Source organism: Fundicoccus sp. Sow4_D5 (assembly GCF_052116365.1).
Lineage (GTDB): Bacteria > Bacillota > Bacilli > Lactobacillales > Aerococcaceae > Fundicoccus.
The window spans coordinates 26,944-45,581 of sequence record NZ_JBQKLF010000011.1; the positions used below are offsets into that span (position 1 = coordinate 26,944).

The 18,638-nt window shown below is 44.1% G+C and carries 13 protein-coding genes and 2 pseudogenes; 11 read left to right on the plus strand and 4 right to left on the minus strand.

From position 1 onward, the window contains the following. The first annotated feature begins 792 nt into the window (after nt 1-792). Together ACTQ45_RS11400 and ACTQ45_RS11405 are read left to right on the plus strand one after the other, a co-directional pair. A complete protein-coding gene (locus ACTQ45_RS11400; protein WP_441751316.1) occupies nt 793-1,674 on the plus strand; it encodes an MBL fold metallo-hydrolase in 882 nt (293 codons plus the stop codon). A gap of 377 nt (nt 1,675-2,051) precedes the next feature. Beyond that, on the plus strand, nt 2,052-2,711 hold the full coding sequence (locus ACTQ45_RS11405) for a redox-sensing transcriptional repressor Rex (protein ID WP_441750919.1): 660 nt from the start codon (nt 2,052-2,054) through the stop codon (nt 2,709-2,711). A 1,524-nt stretch (nt 2,712-4,235) separates the two neighbouring features. Here ACTQ45_RS11405 and ACTQ45_RS11410 read toward each other — a convergent pair. After that, nucleotides 4,236-4,391: a hypothetical protein gene (locus tag ACTQ45_RS11410; RefSeq protein ID WP_441763774.1), complete on the minus strand. Its 156-nt coding sequence runs from the start codon at nt 4,389-4,391 to the stop codon at nt 4,236-4,238. An 803-nt stretch (nt 4,392-5,194) separates the two neighbouring features. Between ACTQ45_RS11410 and ACTQ45_RS11415 the strand changes: the two genes are divergently transcribed. From ACTQ45_RS11415 to ACTQ45_RS11445, 7 genes and pseudogenes are all read left to right on the plus strand, one after another. Further along, a complete protein-coding gene (locus tag ACTQ45_RS11415) occupies nt 5,195-6,313 on the plus strand; it encodes a VanZ family protein (protein WP_441763775.1) in 1,119 nt (372 codons plus the stop codon). 237 nt (nt 6,314-6,550) lie between these two features. After that, nucleotides 6,551-7,936 carry an oxaloacetate decarboxylase subunit alpha gene (locus ACTQ45_RS11420; protein WP_441763776.1) on the plus strand — a complete coding sequence of 462 codons (1,386 nt, stop codon included), beginning with the start codon at nt 6,551-6,553 and terminating at the stop codon, nt 7,934-7,936. Between the two features lie 27 nt (nt 7,937-7,963). Then, nucleotides 7,964-8,260: an OadG family protein gene (locus tag ACTQ45_RS11425; protein WP_441750911.1), complete on the plus strand. Its 297-nt coding sequence runs from the start codon at nt 7,964-7,966 to the stop codon at nt 8,258-8,260. Nucleotides 8,261-8,276: 16 nt separating this feature from the next. Then, the gene (locus ACTQ45_RS11430) at nt 8,277-8,669 is read left to right on the plus strand and encodes a biotin/lipoyl-containing protein (RefSeq protein WP_441763777.1); all 393 of its coding nucleotides are present in this window, start codon (nt 8,277-8,279) and stop codon (nt 8,667-8,669) included. 14 nt (nt 8,670-8,683) lie between these two features. Next, nucleotides 8,684-9,814: a sodium ion-translocating decarboxylase subunit beta gene (locus ACTQ45_RS11435; RefSeq protein ID WP_441763778.1), complete on the plus strand. Its 1,131-nt coding sequence runs from the start codon at nt 8,684-8,686 to the stop codon at nt 9,812-9,814. 902 nt (nt 9,815-10,716) lie between these two features. Next, nucleotides 10,717-12,360 carry a hypothetical protein gene (locus ACTQ45_RS11440; RefSeq protein ID WP_441750905.1) on the plus strand — a complete coding sequence of 548 codons (1,644 nt, stop codon included), beginning with the start codon at nt 10,717-10,719 and terminating at the stop codon, nt 12,358-12,360. 479 nt (nt 12,361-12,839) lie between these two features. After that, nucleotides 12,840-13,064 (plus strand): annotated as a pseudogene (locus ACTQ45_RS11445) (hypothetical protein); the annotation flags it as partial. An 869-nt stretch (nt 13,065-13,933) separates the two neighbouring features. Here ACTQ45_RS11445 and ACTQ45_RS11450 read toward each other — a convergent pair. After that, a complete protein-coding gene (locus ACTQ45_RS11450; RefSeq protein WP_441763779.1) occupies nt 13,934-14,485 on the minus strand; it encodes a hypothetical protein in 552 nt (183 codons plus the stop codon). 97 nt (nt 14,486-14,582) lie between these two features. Between ACTQ45_RS11450 and ACTQ45_RS11455 the strand changes: the two genes are divergently transcribed. Further along, on the plus strand, nt 14,583-15,353 hold the full coding sequence (locus ACTQ45_RS11455) for a sugar phosphate isomerase/epimerase family protein (RefSeq protein ID WP_441763780.1): 771 nt from the start codon (nt 14,583-14,585) through the stop codon (nt 15,351-15,353). Between the two features lie 494 nt (nt 15,354-15,847). On the opposite strand, the gene ACTQ45_RS11460 is transcribed toward ACTQ45_RS11455, so the two are convergent. After that, the gene (locus tag ACTQ45_RS11460; protein WP_441750900.1) at nt 15,848-16,600 is read right to left on the minus strand and encodes an iron ABC transporter ATP-binding protein; all 753 of its coding nucleotides are present in this window, start codon (nt 16,598-16,600) and stop codon (nt 15,848-15,850) included. Beyond that, nucleotides 16,597-17,421 (minus strand): iron chelate uptake ABC transporter family permease subunit, encoded by an 825-nt coding sequence (locus ACTQ45_RS11465; protein WP_441763781.1) that lies wholly within the window; start codon nt 17,419-17,421, stop codon nt 16,597-16,599. The genes ACTQ45_RS11460 and ACTQ45_RS11465 overlap by 4 nt, the downstream gene beginning before the upstream one ends. Before the next feature lie 9 nt (nt 17,422-17,430). Here ACTQ45_RS11465 and sufB point away from each other — a divergent pair. Then, a pseudogene (sufB, locus tag ACTQ45_RS11470) lies at nt 17,431-18,306 on the plus strand (Fe-S cluster assembly protein SufB); the annotation flags it as partial. Between the last annotated feature and the right edge of the window lie 332 nt (nt 18,307-18,638).

Genomic DNA, 18,638 nt, shown 5'->3' on the forward strand with positions numbered 1-18,638 from the left:
TGAGGCGTAGTGGCTTGAAGTAAAGTGGCTTGAAGGGGCGCGTAGAGGATGGGCCAATAGGTCTGTTGGTTCCTGGCTATAGGATATAATGGAGTCGCGGGCAGTGGCTTAGCTTTTTCGCTAGCCTGTAACCCTTGGCTAGATGCAAGCTACGCGTTTCATGTATTAAAGAGACAGGCGGAGTAGCGAGTTGTAACTCGCCACGATTTTAGGTCTTGTGGGTCTAATTTAATCGTCGTGAACTGCAGGGAACGACACCGCTAGGGTGTGTGGAAATCTATTACATAAGGACGCTGTGCAAGTAAAGTCAGTATGCTTGTGCGTAAAAGTAAATTTGTAGGAGTTCACATCGTGGCGAAGTGAGCCATAATGTGTAAGACTCTCTAGCATTCGTCACTCCCGGTGCCGTGATGTGACCGATGAAAGTCCATAATAGACCGCTCACTTTCATGGGCTTGCTTGGCTAGTCGGTGGTTCATGACAATCGACAGGCGTAAGTGTCTTAATAATAGCTTGTCACGAAGGTTCGACTCGTTCAGTTGAATATTGAGCCGCTACTCACACCGGTTCATCTGGTGAAGACAGGCGCCTTAGCCACTCCTCACACCGACTCAGCTGTAAAAATAATAAACAGGCCAACATGATACCCACCAGAAAAACTTAAGTCATGTTACAATATAACCAACAGAGTCGAAGGGTACAAGCTAAACTCTCAAATGAATCAGTACTATTTTGATCAAAAACTTAAAACTGAAAGGGGCAACTAATTTGCTACAATACACATTTCACGAGATGACACTTACTTGGTTGGAAGGGATGCGTTATAAGTTACAAGACGGAGGGACGTTATTTGGTCCAGTACCTAAGGCTGTTTGGCAACGATTTTTCCCGGTTAACGAACACAACCAAATTCCAGAAATCTTGGCGCCAATCTTGATTCAATATCAAGGTAAAAATTATTTGATTGATACCGGCTTAGGTACAGACAAATTAGATGACAAACAAAAGCGTAATCTAGGCGTTCATAGTGATAACAAAATAGAGGAATCACTCGCCCAACTTGGTTTAAAACTAACCGATATCCATGTCGTCTTGATGACCCATATGCATAATGATCATGCCGGTGGTTTAACCCGTTACAACGAAGCAGGCGACTTAGTTTCGACCTTCCCTAATGCGACCATCTACATGACCGGAACCGAGTGGCAAGAAGTTCGCCATCCTAATGACCGTACGAAAGGCACTTACTTGAAAGAAAACTGGCAAGCGGTGCAAGACCAAGTAACGACTTTTGGTGATAAGTTGCAAGTCGCACCTGGCATTACCATGATTCATACAGGTGGCCATTCAAACGGCTTAGCAATAATCAAGCTGGACCAAGCAGGCGAAACCATGATTCACATGTCTGACTTGATGTTGACGCATGCGCACAAGAATCCTTTATGGGTAGGTGCTGTCGATGATTATCCAATGGACTCTGTAGCGGCCAAGCAAGCCTTCTTACCGGAAGCTTTCAAGAACAATTGGAAGTTTTTCTTCTACCATGATCCTTACTATGCGGTGTTACAGTACGATGAATCAGGTCAAAATATTGTGTATCACTTAGATCATGAAGTGGAGCCATTGACAACGTGGAGTGACTTGCAAGACAAGCGCATTCCTTTTGTAGACTAGAACGCCACTAATAAAAAATAAATAAAAAAAACAACATACTGAAGCCACTTGCTCATCACATGTGGCTTCAGTATGTGAATGTGTGAATGTAAGTGCCAGCATTCGATAAACACTTTAATTAAGGCTATAACTTTTACTTATCAATGAGTACATTATTGAGCAAACTATCAAGACACCTTGACGCAGCACTTAAAATTTGCAAGATGGCTTAATGTCATATTTTGTGAAGTGAAGTAAAATTAATCCGCTTTCAAGGCTAGACAAATAACCCTCATCAAGTTAAACTAATAGCAAGGATTGTGAAAAAATGCTATAATCTACTTGAAATGATTAAAAAATTTGTTAGTCTAGTTAACTTGTGAAAGAAGGAATAAATCATGCATAAAGATATACCCAGAGCGACAGCGAAACGTCTGCCGATTTATCACCGCTATTTAAGATTTCTGCACAATGCAGGAAAAAAAAGAATCTCATCAACTGAATTAAGTGATGCTGTTAAAGTCGATAGCGCGACGATCCGTCGTGACTTCTCATACTTTGGGGCGCTAGGAAAACGTGGCTACGGCTACGATGTGGATTACCTATTGGACTTTTTCAGCAAAACGCTGAACCAGGACCGTTTAACGTCGGTTGCCTTGGTTGGGGTCGGGCATTTAGGAAATGCGCTACTGAATTACAACTTCCGTAAAAACAACAACGTGCGTATCGGCGCAGGATTTGATATTAACCCGGATATCGTGGGAACGATTCGCTCGGGCGTGCCAGTTTACCACATGGACGAATTGGAGGAGCAAATCCAACAACAAGCGATTGAAATTGTCATCTTGACCGTGCCACAAGCATCGGCTAACGACATCGTCGACCGTCTGATCGACTCAGGCATCAAAGGGATTCTAAACTTTACGCCACTGCGCTACGACGTACCCAAACACGTCCGCGTCCAAAACGTCGACTTAACGAATGAATTACAAACATTAATCTACTTCATCGACAGCAACTTGGACGAAAGCGACGACCTAGAGTCAGAATTTACTTAATTAGGGAAAATAAGCATAGTAGTAAGATAATGAAACAGGCTCCTCGGTAAAACGAGCGGCCTGTTTTTGTGTAGATTGAAAAGGGTTGGGTCATTGGGGCGGGAGTTACATTAGTGACAATAGGGGGCTAAGCGACCGACGAACTCTCGCACCTTTTGGGTGAGTGGGAGTGGAAAATAAGGAACAGGTTTGGGTGCTGACATGTCAAGACCTTTGAAGAATAGTTACCGCGCAGTCGGCACTAGCCACCTGTTATCCTGCCGACTCTTTTGTAAGATCGGCACTATCCACGCGTAATCCTGCCGAGTCTATTGTAAGGTCGGCACTATCCACCTGTTATCCTGCCGACTCTATTGTAAGGTCGGCACTAGCCACCTGTTATCCTGCCGAGTCTTTTGTAAGGTCGGCACTAGCCACGCGTAATCCTGCCGACTCTATTGTAAGGTCGGCACTATCCACCTGTTATCCTGCCGACTCTATTGTAAGGTCGGCACTAGCCACCTGTTATCCTGCCGACTCTATTGTAAGGTCGGCACTATCCACGCGTAATCCTGCCGACTCTTATGTAAGGTCGGCACTATCCACGCGTAATCCTGCCGACTCTTATGTAAGGTCGGCACTAGCCACGCGTAATCCTGCCGACTCTTTTGTAAGGTCGGCACTAGACACGCGTAATCCTGCCGACTCTATTGTAAGGTCGGCACTAGCCACGCGTAATCCTGCCGACTCTTATGTAAGGTCGGCACTATCCACGCGTAATCCTGCCGACTCTTATGTAAGGTCGGCACTAGACACCTGTTATCCTGCCGACTCTTATGTAAGGGCGGCACTAGCCACGCGTAATCCTGCCGAGTCTATTGTAAGGTCGGCACTAGCCACCTGTTATCCTGCCGACTCTTTTGTAAGGTCGGCACTATCCACCTGTTATCCTGCCGACTCTATTGTAAGGTCGGCACTATCCACGCGTAATCCTGCCGACTCTATTGTAAGGTCGGCACTATCCACGCGTAATCCTGCCGACTCTATTGTAAGGTCGGCACTAGCCACCTGTTATCCTGCCGACTCTTTTGTAAGGTCGGCACTATCCACGCGTAATCCTGCCGACTCTATTGTAAGGTCGGCACTATCCACGCGTAATCCTGCCGAGTCTTTTGTAAGGTCGGCACTATCCACGCGTAATCCTGCCGAGTCTTTTGTAAGGTCGGCACTATCCACGCGTAATCCTGCCGACTCTTATGTAAGGTCGGCACTAGACACCTGTTATCCTGCCGACTCTATTGTAAGGTCGGCACTATCCACGCGTAATCCTGCCGACTCTTTTGTAAGGTCGGCACAGAATTCACTATAAATAACATTATAAAGAAATAAGAAATTTTATGTTAGGAAATGGAAAAACATAGAAAATTAGAATTCCCAAAGTTTACTTTATGTATCTATTAATACTGGATGACATCTGATACAACGAGATTTACTACGCACTCATTTTTTATACAATTTCTTGTATCTTATTGTGTAAACTAGTGACTAATTCAGGTGTTTTAAAAGGGTTATTTCTAGTAATCCAACCACCGGCTCATTAGTTTCTGAAACAGGGAAAATTGTAATGATATCACCATCAAAATCATTATCTAAAGATTTAGCAATTTCTGATGTTAACTCTATTCCACCAACATTCAACATTCACGATAGATCCCACTCGCTCAAATTGTACATCTTTCAATGAAAGACCTTGGTATTAAAAATTTCTAATGATACCCTTCTGATACAGTGAATTCTTTGTAAAGTGTCTATGTTTACTGACATTCACACTATCGTTAAGTTTATATAAGCAATGATCCTCTATTGGATTAAAGTTAAAAGTTTGAATTAGTTGTAACAATAAGAAAATATCTGGATATTCTGTTTGCAAACTTGGGAAAGAATCTTTCATAAACTTATTGAAAGACTGTTCTTTTTTATGAGAAGAAGAGTTTACTTTTCTTTGAGCTTGTTTGATAGAACTTTCAGATTTATTTTTATTGGTCATTTTAAGATACGTATAAATCATGAGCAATGTAATCTAGAGCCGATTCAATATCGGAAGAAACATACCGTATTGACTTACTTATTTCTAAATGGAGAGGTTGATTATTGGGTAAATGCTTCTCTATGGTAAGGATTTCGTCTACCTGTTCTTTGGCACTCTCTAATAGTAAAAAATAAGCTGCTATCATAATTTTATACCAGCTCTCTTATAAGGAGTATATCAAGGATAGTCGAATGCGCTAGTTAATAAAAATATTGTCACTTCTAAAATATACCCACCTAAATCACTAGGCGCCTGTTGTTTCATCTATAATTCATAAGCAATTTACTATATATCCGCCACACAAGCCTTGTACTCAAAAATGATAATTTATATAATGGATAGAAACACTCACACTAACAGACAAAACCAGTCTGTCAAAATTCCCACACATAACCCAAGAAAGGAGCATTCTGACATGATGCGCGCCTACATGTTACCAATCCTAACCGCCGTTTTCCTATTCCCAGTCCTAGCCGCACTGGCCGTTCTACCCTACGCGATCCATCAATACCGCAAGTTCGGCTCAATCTCTAAATTTAAAACATTCATAGTTTTTAGCTTTGGTTTTTATTTACTCTGCGCTTACTTTTTAGTCATTCTACCACTTCCTAGCATTGAAGAAGTCGCCCAAATGACTAGCCCGCGCACCTTGCTAGAACCGCTGAGAGTCGTCCGCCAATTCAGACAATACTCAGTCCTAAACCTCACAGACCCAACAAGCTACATTCCAGCACTTAAACAACAAGTATTCCTACAACCCTTTTTCAACATTATGTTGACACTACCATTCGGCGTTTACTTACGTTATTTAACTAAAATCAACGCCAAACAGGCCCTCTTAGCGGGCTTGGCACTATCGCTCTTTTTCGAACTAACGCAATTATCCGGCCTGTATTTTATTTACCCAAGACCCTACCGACTGTTTGAAGTCGATGATCTGATTACCAACACTCTAGGGGCCGGCCTCGGTTATGCGGTAGAACCCCTGTTGTCGTTCGTCATACCGTCCGTCACCCAACTCAACCAAAGTGCCAGGACTACAAGCCAACACGTCAGTTTCACCCGCCGCCTAGCAGCTTACGCCCTTGACTGGCTAATACTAGCAACGACCGTCCAATTCCTTAGCATCGGCTGGCCAGCACTTACGCTCGCTAACTATACACATTATTTAATCGTTTCAACCAACTATTTCGTCTTAATCCCAATCATTTGGCAAGGCTCGACGCCAGGCAAAGCCCTCGTCAAAATCCGCATCATCCACCAAGAAAGCGGCAGAGCGACAATCCCATCCCTGGCTATCCGTCAACTTTTACTCAACTCACTACTACTGGCCAACCCACTATTCTACCTCCCCGCCACACTCGTCGCCACCCAAAGTCAAACAGGCACCGACATAATCCTACCACTCGGCGGCCTCCTGGTCACCAGCACCGCCCAACTCCTCTTCCTCCTCGACATCGGCTTTACCCTCATCGGCAAAAGCCACCAACTCTTCTACGAACGCCTCACCCATTTAAAACAAACAACCTACTAAAGTCAGGGAAAATAAGCAAATCATGGCCCCACGGGGCTTTTTTGTGCGTCAATAACAGTTAACCATTGTCTCCTAGAATGCTCACCAGTCACAAAAGAATGACCAAGAACAGCCTAAACGAAGACCGAACACTCCCACTTAAAAACTATTCGTCAAAAATGATGGAAACGATTACAAAACCAAGCGGTTTAGCTTATAATAGAAGATGAATAAAACAAATAAGGAGAGGTGGATTTTATGACCAGTGTACTGTTCAATGAGACAGTGTTACGGGATGCGCATCAAAGTTTGATGGCCACTCGCATGTCAACGGCCGATATGCTCCCCATTGTGGAAACAATGGATCAAGCAGGCTATTATGCCCTTGAATGTTGGGGTGGGGCGACTTATGATGCTGCCATACGTTTCTTAGATGAAGATCCCTGGGAAAGGCTACGTGAGATACGCAAGCGGACGCCGAATACCAAACTGATGATGTTGTTGCGCGGACAAAACTTAATTGGCTATCGACATTATGCGGATGATATTGTTGATAAGTTTGTCGAAAAAGCCGTTGAAAACGGCATTGATATCTTCCGGATATTTGACGCCTTGAATGACCCTCGTAATTTGGAGGCCTCGCTCAAAGCTGTCCACAAATACCAAGCTCATGCCCAATTGGCGATTTGTTATACGATTAGTGATGTGCATACGATCGATTATTATACAGACTTGGCCAAGCAATATTTGGCGATGGGCGCAGATTCAATTTGTATTAAAGATATGGCAGGCATTCTAACGCCTGCTGTTGCTCGTCAATTAATCCCTGCGATCAAGGCGGTGATTGATGTTCCCCTTAACCTACATACGCATGCGACTAGTGGCATTTCTCAGATGACTTATCTCGTGGCAGTTGAACATGGCGTCGATATCATTGATACCGCCATATCTCCCTTTGCTGAAGGCACCAGCCAACCTCCAACCGAATCAATGGCTTTAACTTTTGAAGAACTCCAGATTGACACTCATTTAAACATAGATATTTTAGAAACTATTGCAGATTACTTTAAAGGCATTCGTGATAAGTATTTAGCGGACGATACATTAGATAGTAAGATGATGTTTGTCGACCCTAAAGCGTTGATTTACCAGGTGCCAGGTGGTATGTTATCGAATTTGTATTCGCAATTGCGCCAAGCCGGTTCGCTCGACAAATATGATGCGGTCTTGAACGAAGTGCCGTCGGTGCGGGCAGATATGGGATTTCCACCACTGGTTACTCCGCTGAGCCAAATGGTAGGAACTCAGGCTGTTTTCAATGTTTTAACGGGCGAGCGTTATAAAGTCGTACCTAATGAAATCAAAGATTATTTGAAAGGGCATTACGGAAAATCTCCCGCTCCCATCACTCCAGCTTTTAGGCAGTCGATTATCGGCGATGCGGCTGTGATGGAAAGTCGTCCTGCTGATCATTTAGAGTCAGAATTTGACAGTTTGAAGCTTGAATTAGGCGACCTGGCGAAAACGGATGAGGATATTTTGACCTATGCCTTGTTCCCGCAAGTGGGCCGGCAATATTTGGAGCGTAAGTATCAAGCGGAAGCAGTCATCAAAATTCAAGCGCGCTACTCGAATGCACTATAAGCTATAGGCCAAGAAGGAGGAAATTCGATGGAAACAATCAGTATTATGGACGGCTTAGCCTTAACGGTCGTCTCAATGCTCGTTGTATTTGCAGTTTTAACCGCACTCTGGGGCATTACCGAATGGACAGCCAAGTTGGTGGGTAAAGATACCCCGCCAGTGGCCGCTCCCCAAAAGAATCAGACACCTGTCGCGACTCAAGCCTCGCAGTTAGTGGCCAATCCCAAACATCAATTGGTTGCTGAACTGATGGCCTTGACATTAGCTTCGCAGGATCAGCCAAATAAAAAGTTGGAAATTCATGAATCAATTCGCATTAAATAATGGGAGGATGATCAGTATGAAAAAATATGAAATTGAAATTAACAATGAGGTTTACCGCGTGACGGTCAAAGAGTTACCAGCCGATACCGACATGACGACGCCAGCACCAGCACCAGCACAAGCACAAGCAACAGAACAAGCAACCCCAGCAGCCAAGCCGACTCCGGTAACTCAGTCAGCGCAGGGCACGTCTACTACCGGTACCGAAGTTAAGGCACCAATGTCAGGGACGATTTATAAAGTCGTCGTGTCACCTGGTCAAGCGGTGTCCAAAGGGGATGTCTTAATAATTTTAGAAGCAATGAAAATGGAGAATGAAATCGTGGCACCACGAGACGGTGTGGTCGGCGAGATTCATGTAAGCCCGAATGAAAGTGTTCAATCTGACCAATTACTACTGACCATTTAGGAAGGTGGATTAAAATGTTTGAAGCAATCAACGAATTGATCGCCAGTACAGGCTTGTTAAGTATCAGCATTCAAGAAATTATTGTCATTACCCTGTCGCTCGTCTTAATCTATCTAGCCGTTGCCAAAAACTATGAACCTTATCTACTGATTCCGATTGCCTTTGGGATGTTGCTGGCCAATCTACCTTTAGCCGGTTTAATGAACCCACCGACCGCCACAGAAAACGGCGGACTGCTTTACTATATGTACCAAGGCGTCAGTCTCGGTATTTTCCCGCCTTTGATTTTTCTCTGTTTAGGAGCAGCCACGGACTTCGGCCCACTGATTGCCAATCCTAAGACCTTATTATTAGGTGGTGCCGCCCAATTTGGAATTTTTGCTGCTTTTTTCGGTGCGCTGGCGCTCGGCATGACTCCCAATGAATCGGCCGCCGTCGGCATTATTGGCGGAGCAGATGGTCCAACCGCCATTTACCTGTCGTCCAAACTGGCGGAACATATTCTGCCAACGATTGCGATTGCTGCCTACTCTTACATGGCCCTCGTTCCAATTATTCAGCCGCCGATTATGCGCGCTCTGACGACCAAAGAGGAGCGTGAGACCGTCATGACCCAGACGCGTCCCGTTTCCAAGAAAGAAAAAATTATTTTTCCGATAGTTGTGACTCTGTTTGTCAGCCTGCTGATTCCCTCGGCCACTTCCTTAATCGGGATGTTGATGCTCGGCAACCTGATTCGCGAGAGCGGTGTCGTGCCGCTTTTGGCCAACACCTTGGAAAATTCCATGATGTACATCGTGACGATTCTCCTGGGTGTTTCAGTCGGTGCATCAGCTGATGCAGCCACCTTGTTAAGTTTAGATACGATCAAAATAGTCATCTTAGGTCTCTTTGCATTCATGGTAGGAACTGCTAGTGGTGTGTTGATGGGCAAGCTGATGTATAAATTAACCGGTGGAAAAATTAATCCACTGATCGGATCAGCCGGCGTGTCCGCCGTCCCAATGGCTGCTCGCGTCTCACAAGTCGAAGGCATCAAAGCCAACCCGAATAACTACCTCCTGATGCACGCCATGGGACCTAACGTAGCGGGTGTGATCGGCTCAGCGATTGCCGCTGGAATTTTGTTGAGTTTCTTTGGTTAGTGAGTAGTGAAAGCAAAACCGGAGCTTGACTCCGGTTTTTTGTTTGGTGACTGGGTTTATCATGGGTCAATTTAATTGCTACCGGCTGTGTGAATGAGCCAGGACGTTCTGCTGGTAGAAGGGGAGGCTTGGCTGATGAATGCTTGAAGGGTGTGGTGCCATTTGTCCCCAGAGTGTTAATTTTTGGGTTTGTGTGTTAGGTTCTCGTAAATTGTGAGTTTCTGAATGGTGCCTGTACTACACTTGATTTAGTCAGATCTTTTCCAGCCAATCGTTCTGTGTCAATAATTGATCGCATTCTGAGGAGTGGTTTGCCATGTTCGCGTTAAATATTACACGACACACAAATTTTCATCCTTATTTTCTTTTGAGCATGGGCTTTTTATGTCTTCGTTTGACTGTCGCGAAGTTGTTGCTTTTTGTTTCCCTGCCTGTTGTCGGCGTCGTTAATTTAATATTCAATAGATTCTTGGTCGAACGTGACGTTGTTCGTTAGGTGCTCTATTTGTATCTCCAGTGCATTTTTATTTAATGACTTAGAAGAAGTAGTTGAATGAATAAAATAATGTGACACTTAAGTGATCGAAAAGGTGATGAAATCAGTGGCAATTTATTGATAGAGTTGTTGATTTCTTGAGTCTTTCATTCTATACGACAAAGGTAGGTGTTTTCAGATTGAGGATGAATGTTCAGTCTACTTATGACATTCCGCCCGACCTGCAAGTGGCTGGAGGTTGCTCTGATTTGTAGGAAATGAATCAATATCTCGGTTGACCTTTCCGTTAAAAGGTTTTGAGTCCCTCTTTGATGAAATGGGCTTTTTTATTGTGCGAGTATTTGTCTAATTTATTGAGACAAAGATTACGTCTGTTTGTTATAATATACGAAAGGTGTAATTCTGGATGGAGGTGTGGAAGCTGGATGAAATAATTTTTCTTGAAGATGACTTTTTCAATAAGTTAAATACAGAGGAGGCCTATCATTTAGAGGCGAAGCATTTCGATGATTTTTGGCAAGTGTTATCGCAACAAGTTAGCACGCAAGTGGTCAATCAATTTGGGATTGGTCGTTTACTAGATTTAGGTCGCTTGGGTGATTCGGATAGTTATTCAATAGGTGGTTCTGTTAGTACGGTACATAATGCTGAGAATGACGTGTTTGTTTCGAGTGAGTATAGTTCGCGCTACAATGCCAGTTATGATCGGAGAAATTATGAAGGAAGAAAGATAAGTGAGACGCTTGATACGCGGATGTCTGTTACTAGGAAAAAGGATTTTCAACAACAGCCTGAGATTTATGATGGCTATACTGGGAAGGTTTTGCCTAAAACTGGGCAGGCACATCTTGATCATGTTGTATCTGCCAAGCGGATTCATGACAATAAGAAGGCGCGGCTCTTTCTAAGTGATGATGAGCGTAATGATCTGGCAATGAATGAAAACAACTTAACCTATACACATAGTTCACTGAATCAATCAAAAGGTGCAGAAAGCTTGAGTGATTGGCGACAGACTACGCAAAAGAAGCAGGACAAAAATAATGAAGAACGTTTTGAGGTCAAGGCAGAGTTGGCGGACAAAGTTGAAGCCAGGGCTGAAAAATTTGTGAATGTGAGGATTAACCAAGCTCAATTGCAGGAATTAAGGCAGGCCAGTATAAAGCAAGGACTGACGCAAATGAAGCGTCAGTTGGCCGGTTTAGTTTTATACAAGTTAAGTGATGTGTTTATCGCTGAAATGCAAGCCTTGATCCAACAGTGGGACTCCTTTCGAACTATGGAAGATAGAATTGACTATTTTAAGAATCGAATGCAAGTCATTAAAGAGAATGTGTTGGAGAGTTTACATCATATAAAGGATGAGTTTATCGGAACCTCTCTTAGTGGTTTTACTAGCGGCGTTGTCGGGGTGTTGATAACTACTTTGATGAATAGTTTTGTGACGACGAGTGCCCGTTTAGGGCGGCTCATTCAAGAGGGAATATCTAGCATTATTAGTGGCTTTAAATTACTCGTGACGAATCCGGATAAATTAGAAAAATCAGTTTTGATAGAAGAAGTCATAAAATTGATTGGTGTGGGGATTTCTGTTTCAATTGGCTTAATTTTAACGGACTTAGTGGATAAGAAATTGAGTACTTTCTTACCGAAAGAAATCGCCAATCCAGTAGCAACGGTTATTGGGGCAATGTTTACGGGCAGTATGAGTGCTGTCATTATTCATTTAGTGGATAATTTTCATGAAGTCATCCGCGAGGTTAATGTCCACTGGCGAAACATTAATGCTCACTTCACCATTTCAAAGCCTGAAATTATTGAAACGTACAATGAAGCGATTGCTAAAATTGATCATGAATACCAAGGTCTACTTCAAACGATTGCGCTGAAGTATCAGGAATTAGATCGCCTATCGGACTTAGCCTTTGATATTGAGTCGATGGCCAATGTTCAGTTTGAGCACAGTATCCAATATGTCAAAAAAATGCAGGTCGAGCCGACTAAACTCTTACAAACGGAAGGTGACATTGAGTCCTTTTTCTTAAGCTAATGGTGGCGACTTTGGGTTATAGGCTTGGTGTCTGTGGGATGGATTTTGGGCCTGCGGATTGTGGCTGGTAGGTTTCGGTAGTCGTGCTGCAGATTATAGCTTGCAAGTTACCGACTAAAGAAAAAGATAAATGGTTACGAGGGGGGACGCAGCTAATGTTGAATAAAGGTTTAAAGGAAGAATATACTGAAAAGTTGCAGATTGAAATGGATACGTATAATGGTATTCAAGCCGTTTTAGTCCAAAGTTCTGAAAATTTATACAAGGAAAGAAAACGTTTAGTGCGCCAGTTGAATAAAGCTTACCAGTATATCAATCGCTTAAAACATACACCAGAAGAGATCAATATTCAGATAGAGAAAATCAAATTGAATTTAGATGACTTTGAGAATTTGCTTAGTTATGCTGAAAAACATGTCAATCAAGTGAACTTAAAGCATGCCATTACTTCATCGACGAGTGTAGTAACTGGAGCAGGTGTCGCTGCTTTTGCCCCGACTGTGGCCATGAGTGTAGCGACCACTTTTGGAACAGCTTCGACGGGAACAGCTATATCTGCCTTATCAGGCGCAGCATCAACCAATGCGGCTTTGGCCTGGTTAGGTGGAGGCAGCATAGCCAGTAGTGGAGGAGGTATGGTTGCTGGGAAAGCATTGCTAGCCTTAGCAGGGCCAATTGGTTGGACTATTGGTGGCGTTGGCTTAATTGGTGGTGTCCTTTCGATTAGCGGTAATAATAAACAAGCGGCTGTGCATGCCATGTCTAACTCAGCGAAAATCAGAGGACAGTCTAAAGCTATGGCTGCGATTTCGGCTGAAATTAATAAGATGAGCGAATTAAGCCGGAAGAATAAACATGGTATTCGTGTCATGATTGATCAACTCAATGCCTTGGAAATTACTGACTATCTTTCGACAACACAAGATGAAAAATACTTACTGGGTAGCTTTGTAAATAATGTGTTTTCAACAACGGATCTATTAAATGGGATCATCGGAGAGAGTGGGAAATTTGTTAATAAAGAATTGCAGCCCTTAATCGAGGATGAAACTTCCAACCGGAAAGCAGCTGCTGTAGGGCCAGTTTTTGATCAAACGTTTTTGCTCGATCTAATCGAACGACACGCAACAGCTATTAAACAGCTGCATAATTTCGGTATGGTAAAGCCAAACGGCTTGGTTCAACATGCAATTAAGCACATGGCAGCAGATATCATTGAAGAAGATATCGTGCTACTCTACAATCAATCGCTGACTAATCGAATGGATAAAGGTTTTATTTTAACCAAAGAAGAATTAATTGTGAATCAGATGTTCGAAGCTCCCTATAGGCTAAGAATTAAAGAGATAGAAGATGTGCATCAAAATGAAACGATTTTGACAATGGTCACGAAAGATGCGAAGCCGCACACGCTAAAACTTAAGAAGAATGATGCGGACAACTTAGGTAAGCTTCTAAGTGATGTCATCGGTTATTTAAACTCAATCTGCTAAGCTAAGCCTCGGGGAACCGAGGTTTTTAGCTGTTTTAAGAGCAATTAGAAACAAACAAAAAAAGACCAGCCTCAGCCAGTCTACCTCACGAACCCACTATTCAACTTCTCCAAACCCACCTTGTAAAAGTCAACCAACTCATCCACCGCCTTTTGCAGATCCAACTCCGTATCTAAATAATATAACTTAAAAGTCACCGGATCAAACAAACGCAAACACCGCGCCGCCTCCCCGTAATTGGCCAACACCTTCTCATAAGGCATCACCGTCGCATCCACCACCATCCCACCGGCCGCCTCAACCGACCAATTCTCTAATTGCGACCGATAATCCCGGTAGAAATCCACATAGGCTTTCAGATGCAAATCACCCGACACACCGAAATAATGACGCAACTCCTTGGAATCCTTACACCAACCACGCACCTGGGCGCCAAACAAATCAGCCAACAAACCAGCCGCCAACACAAAATTCTGCGTATGCGACCAAAAAGACGTCAATCTTGCACCACCAGCCGCCGCTGACCCAGCCGACCCACTTAAATAACCATTCATCCCCTGAACCGCCTCAATCGCAAACTCACACTGACGCATCACCTCACGCACCTGCATCTGCAAAGAACCCACTTCCATCAAATTCACCTCAACTTTATAATAACAGTATACCAAATAATAGCCCTAAAGAGACTAAATATGATACGATGAACTAAAAGAAAATGGAGGCGCTACCATGTTAATCAGCACACAAAACCAGCCACACTTTCCGGACAAGTTGCACGATAAATTATCTCACATAAAAGCCCTTGGCTTTGGCGGCTACGAAATAGACGGCCAACTTCTCCTGGAGTCTCACGAAGAAGTTAAGCGAGCCATCGACTCATCCGGCCTCCTTGTCACAACCGCCTGTGGCGGCTACGAAGGACACATAGGCGACGCCGACGAAAGCCGCCGTCAGCGTGCCATCCAAGAAATTGCTGCGATTCTATCCGCCTTAAAAGAAGTCGGAGGACACGGCATGGTCGTACCAGCTGGCTGGGGCTTACATGATCAAGCTGGCACAAGAACACCCGCAGAAGACTTTGGAATACTAAGTGATTCCTTGCGTAAATTAGATGCGATAGCTGAAGCAACGGGCACATACGTGTACTTAGAACCCTTGAATAAGCAAGAAGATCATCTACTAAATACGCTCGAGCAAGCCCGTCGCTTAATCACCGAGAATAATCTAAAGAACGTCAAAATTATCGCTGACTTTTATCATATGTACCAAGAAGAAGCAGACATCGAACAAGCCTTGCGTAAAACCGGCGCTTACCTGGGTCATATTCACCTAGCAGACCATCACCGCTACCAACCTGGCACGGGTGAAATTGACTTTCCGTACTATCTAAGCGTCCTGAAGGAACTAGGCTATACGGGGGATCTCGCCTTCGAATGTAGCGTAGATGGTGCTGACCCAGACAAAGCCTTGAAAGACTCACTGACTTATCTAGGTTCTTAAGCAAAGACGTGCAGGGGCTTCCAACTGAAAAGCGAAAAGAAAACGCCCTTTAACAAGGGGCGTTTTCTTTTAATATAAAGGATAATCCATTAAAGGTTGAGCGACCAAACGATTGAATACTTGACGCTATTGTTAATTGTGGATTGACTGGACAACACGAGCCGCTTGTTCGTGAAAACTAGTTAGCTAGTATCGACTCTAGCCTCCGCGAGTGTCAGCTGTAATCCTTTCAATTGTACTAGCCGGGGCATAATTGCCGCTGGCTTGTGTCAATCCCCCTGGATCATGACGAATCATTCAGTATAGTCGTCTTGATAGTTTCGGTCAATTCAAGTTGACACATCTATAAATCGTTGTGAAATTCTAGCGAGCGACAGCTTTATCTTTCCTAAGAGAATAATCGCAGACATCGGCCTGAAGCATCTACTACAAATCTCGGCTTGTTTAGAGGGTTTTATATTCCTTCACTTGAATGAAAACTAGCCCAAACCGTGTCAAACAGACACTAATAAGCCGCGCGGGCTATCGTAGACCTCTACGGCAGTACCGTAAAGCGGGCTTAAGATTTCGGGCCGGATGATTTCTGAAGGGGGCCCGAAATGTTGAATCTGGCCAGCTTGCATGGCGCAAATGTGGTCAGAGTAGCGAGCGGCAAAGTTTAGGTCGTGTAGCACCATTACAATGGTGCGGCCTAAAGAATCAACCGCCTGACGTAAGTGATTCATCATTTGGACAGAATGCGCAATATCAAGATTGTTCAAGGGTTCGTCTAACAAGATGTAGTCGGTTTCTTGACATAAAATCATTGCCACATAAGCACGTTGGCGCTGACCACCCGAAAGTTCATCCAAGTAATAGTCAGCAAAGGGCTCTAAATTGAAGAATTCGATGTAGCGCGAGATGGCCTGACGGTCAACATCTGTCAGGCGCCCAGCCGAATGGGGGAAGCGCCCGAAACCAATCAGTTGGCGAACGGTTAGGCGAGTGACCAAATGATTATCTTGGCGTAAGATGGCTAGAACGCGCGCCAAATCGTTAGAAGGGGCATCAACCACGTTAAAATTGGCAACGTGAATGGATCCAGCATCCATCTTCAACAAGCGTCCAATCATCAGTAACATCGTAGATTTTCCGGCACCGTTTGGACCAATCAGTGATGTTAAGCCGGCCTGGGGGATGTTGAGTGTTAACGGGCCGACGCCGCGCGACTTAGTATAATATTTGGATACGGTGTTTAATTCTATCATGTTTTACCTCTTTTCATTAGGAGTGCTAAGAAGGTGAGACCGCCAACAAGTTCGATGATGAGGCTCACGACGCCTTGAGCGTTGAAAACGTGATACATCATGAAATAGGCGCCAGTCAAGATGCAATAACTCAGCAAGATGACGACAGGGAATTGGTAGCGGTGGTCAAAGGTAGGGACAATTTGATAGCTTAAGCTGGCTGCCAGGAAGCCCAAGAAAGTGATAGGACCGAGCAAGGCAGTTGAGACGCTCATCAAAATCGCAACTATCACTAGAATCTTGATGACACAATATCGATACTTGATCCCCAGGATGATAGCGATAGCAGGTTTGAGTCTCATGGTGTTCATGCAGTTGGATGATGACAAGAGCCAGCCAATGGCGGCGACAACTAAAACAATCGCAATTGGAAAGCTCTCTGGATCAGCATTGTTGACTGAACCGAACAAACGCGCTTGCAGAATGTCGAATTCAGCCGGATCCAATAAGCGGCGCATAAAGGTAGATAAACTGCGCAAGGCTGTACCTAGCACAATGCCAACTAACAATAATAATTGCAAATTTTGCCGTGCGCCACTCAAGAGACGACTATATAACACTAGCGACAGACCAATCATCAAGCCGACTTGCAGCAAGAAGGCGCCGTTGCCACTGAAAGCTAATAAAACTGGTAGGCCACCAAAGAACAAGAGCCCCGTTTGGATGAGCGAGTGGAGCGCCTCGAAACCGAGTAAGGATGGCGTGATGATGCGGTTGTTGGCGACTGTTTGAAAAAGCGAGCGTGGCCACCCCCTGGCAAACTGCCCCAATTCCCATCGCAATCAGCGCGTTCAAACGGCGCCGTTTGGAGTGGTGGAACGTTTATTTATGTGCCCAAAGGAGTGCGGTGTGATATTCCACTGCAGACTTATTTTAGAATTAATAATGAGGGATCGGGTCAATTTGAACGCACGCTGATTATTGTCGACGAGGGCGCGAGTATTCATTATGTCGAAGGCTGTACTGCGCCGACCTATACGACGGCTTCCCTACATGCGGCGATCGTCGAAATTATCGTGAATAAAGACGCTTATTGCCGCTACACCACTATTCAAAACTGGTCGAACAACGTTTATAACTTAGTGACCAAACGCGCTCATGCCTATGCTGGCGGTGTCATGGAATGGGTGGATGGCAACCTTGGGGCGCAAGTCACCATGAAATATCCGAGTGTCTTCCTTAAAGGTGAGGGGGCGCGTGGCACCATGTTGTCGGTCGCCTTTGCAGGAGCTGGCCAAATTCAAGATACCGGCGCCAAGATGATCCATCAAGCGCCCAATACGTCAAGTTCGATCGTGTCTAAATCGATTGCCAAAGATGGTGGCGAAGTCAATTACCGCGGACAGGTTTATTTTGGTGAAAATTCACAAGGGTCCATCTCGAATATTGAATGTGATACGATTATTATGGATGAATTATAGAAATCGGATACGATTCCTTATAATGAGATTCATAATGGAAACATCTCACTCGAGCACGAAGCGAAAGTCTCGCGTATTTCAGAAGAGCAACTGTTCTACCTGATGAGCCGCGGGCTATCCGAAGAAGAAGCCACTGGTATGTTGGTGATGGGCTTTGTCGAACCTTTTACCAAAGAGTTGCCAATGGAGTATGCGGTCGAACTCAACCGATTGATAGCTTATTCAATGGAAGGTTCTGTCGGTTAATCGCTAAACGTAACCGATTACTCGCCTAATAAGCCAATAAACTAGGAAACGAATGACAGCCTGTCGCACTCTGAGGAATTCTCATGGTACGACAGGCTGTTTAATATCTGCTTAAAAAAACTAAGAGCAAATATTAAGAGAATGAGTGTGATCCTTGCTAGCTAATAGTTGATAGAGAAAAGCTGCTAAACCTGTAAGCGACACGAACTGTTCATGAATGTATAATGTGCGTTAAGAAGTGAGAAAAAGAAAGAATGTCAAAAAACGTCAAAGAAATACTTGCTTTTTTTGTCTGAGTAGACTAAAATAAACAATGTAGTTAGCACTCGCTC

Excerpts from the sequence above, each read along its gene's own strand:
- ACTQ45_RS11405 (WP_441750919.1), top strand. The coding sequence starts at position 2,052 with ATGCATAAAGATATACCCAGAGCGACAGCGAAACGTCTGCCGATTTAT.
- ACTQ45_RS11440 (WP_441750905.1), top strand. The coding sequence starts at position 10,717 with ATGGAGGTGTGGAAGCTGGATGAAATAATTTTTCTTGAAGATGACTTT.
- ACTQ45_RS11420 (WP_441763776.1), top strand. The coding sequence starts at position 6,551 with ATGACCAGTGTACTGTTCAATGAGACAGTGTTACGGGATGCGCATCAA.
- ACTQ45_RS11435 (WP_441763778.1), top strand. The coding sequence starts at position 8,684 with ATGTTTGAAGCAATCAACGAATTGATCGCCAGTACAGGCTTGTTAAGT.
- ACTQ45_RS11425 (WP_441750911.1), top strand. The coding sequence starts at position 7,964 with ATGGAAACAATCAGTATTATGGACGGCTTAGCCTTAACGGTCGTCTCA.
- ACTQ45_RS11415 (WP_441763775.1), top strand. The coding sequence starts at position 5,195 with ATGATGCGCGCCTACATGTTACCAATCCTAACCGCCGTTTTCCTATTC.
- ACTQ45_RS11450 (WP_441763779.1), bottom strand. The coding sequence starts at position 14,485 with ATGGAAGTGGGTTCTTTGCAGATGCAGGTGCGTGAGGTGATGCGTCAG.
- ACTQ45_RS11455 (WP_441763780.1), top strand. The coding sequence starts at position 14,583 with ATGTTAATCAGCACACAAAACCAGCCACACTTTCCGGACAAGTTGCAC.
- ACTQ45_RS11460 (WP_441750900.1), bottom strand. The coding sequence starts at position 16,600 with ATGATAGAATTAAACACCGTATCCAAATATTATACTAAGTCGCGCGGC.
- ACTQ45_RS11410 (WP_441763774.1), bottom strand. The coding sequence starts at position 4,391 with ATGTTGAATGTTGGTGGAATAGAGTTAACATCAGAAATTGCTAAATCT.
- ACTQ45_RS11430 (WP_441763777.1), top strand. The coding sequence starts at position 8,277 with ATGAAAAAATATGAAATTGAAATTAACAATGAGGTTTACCGCGTGACG.
- ACTQ45_RS11400 (WP_441751316.1), top strand. The coding sequence starts at position 793 with ATGACACTTACTTGGTTGGAAGGGATGCGTTATAAGTTACAAGACGGA.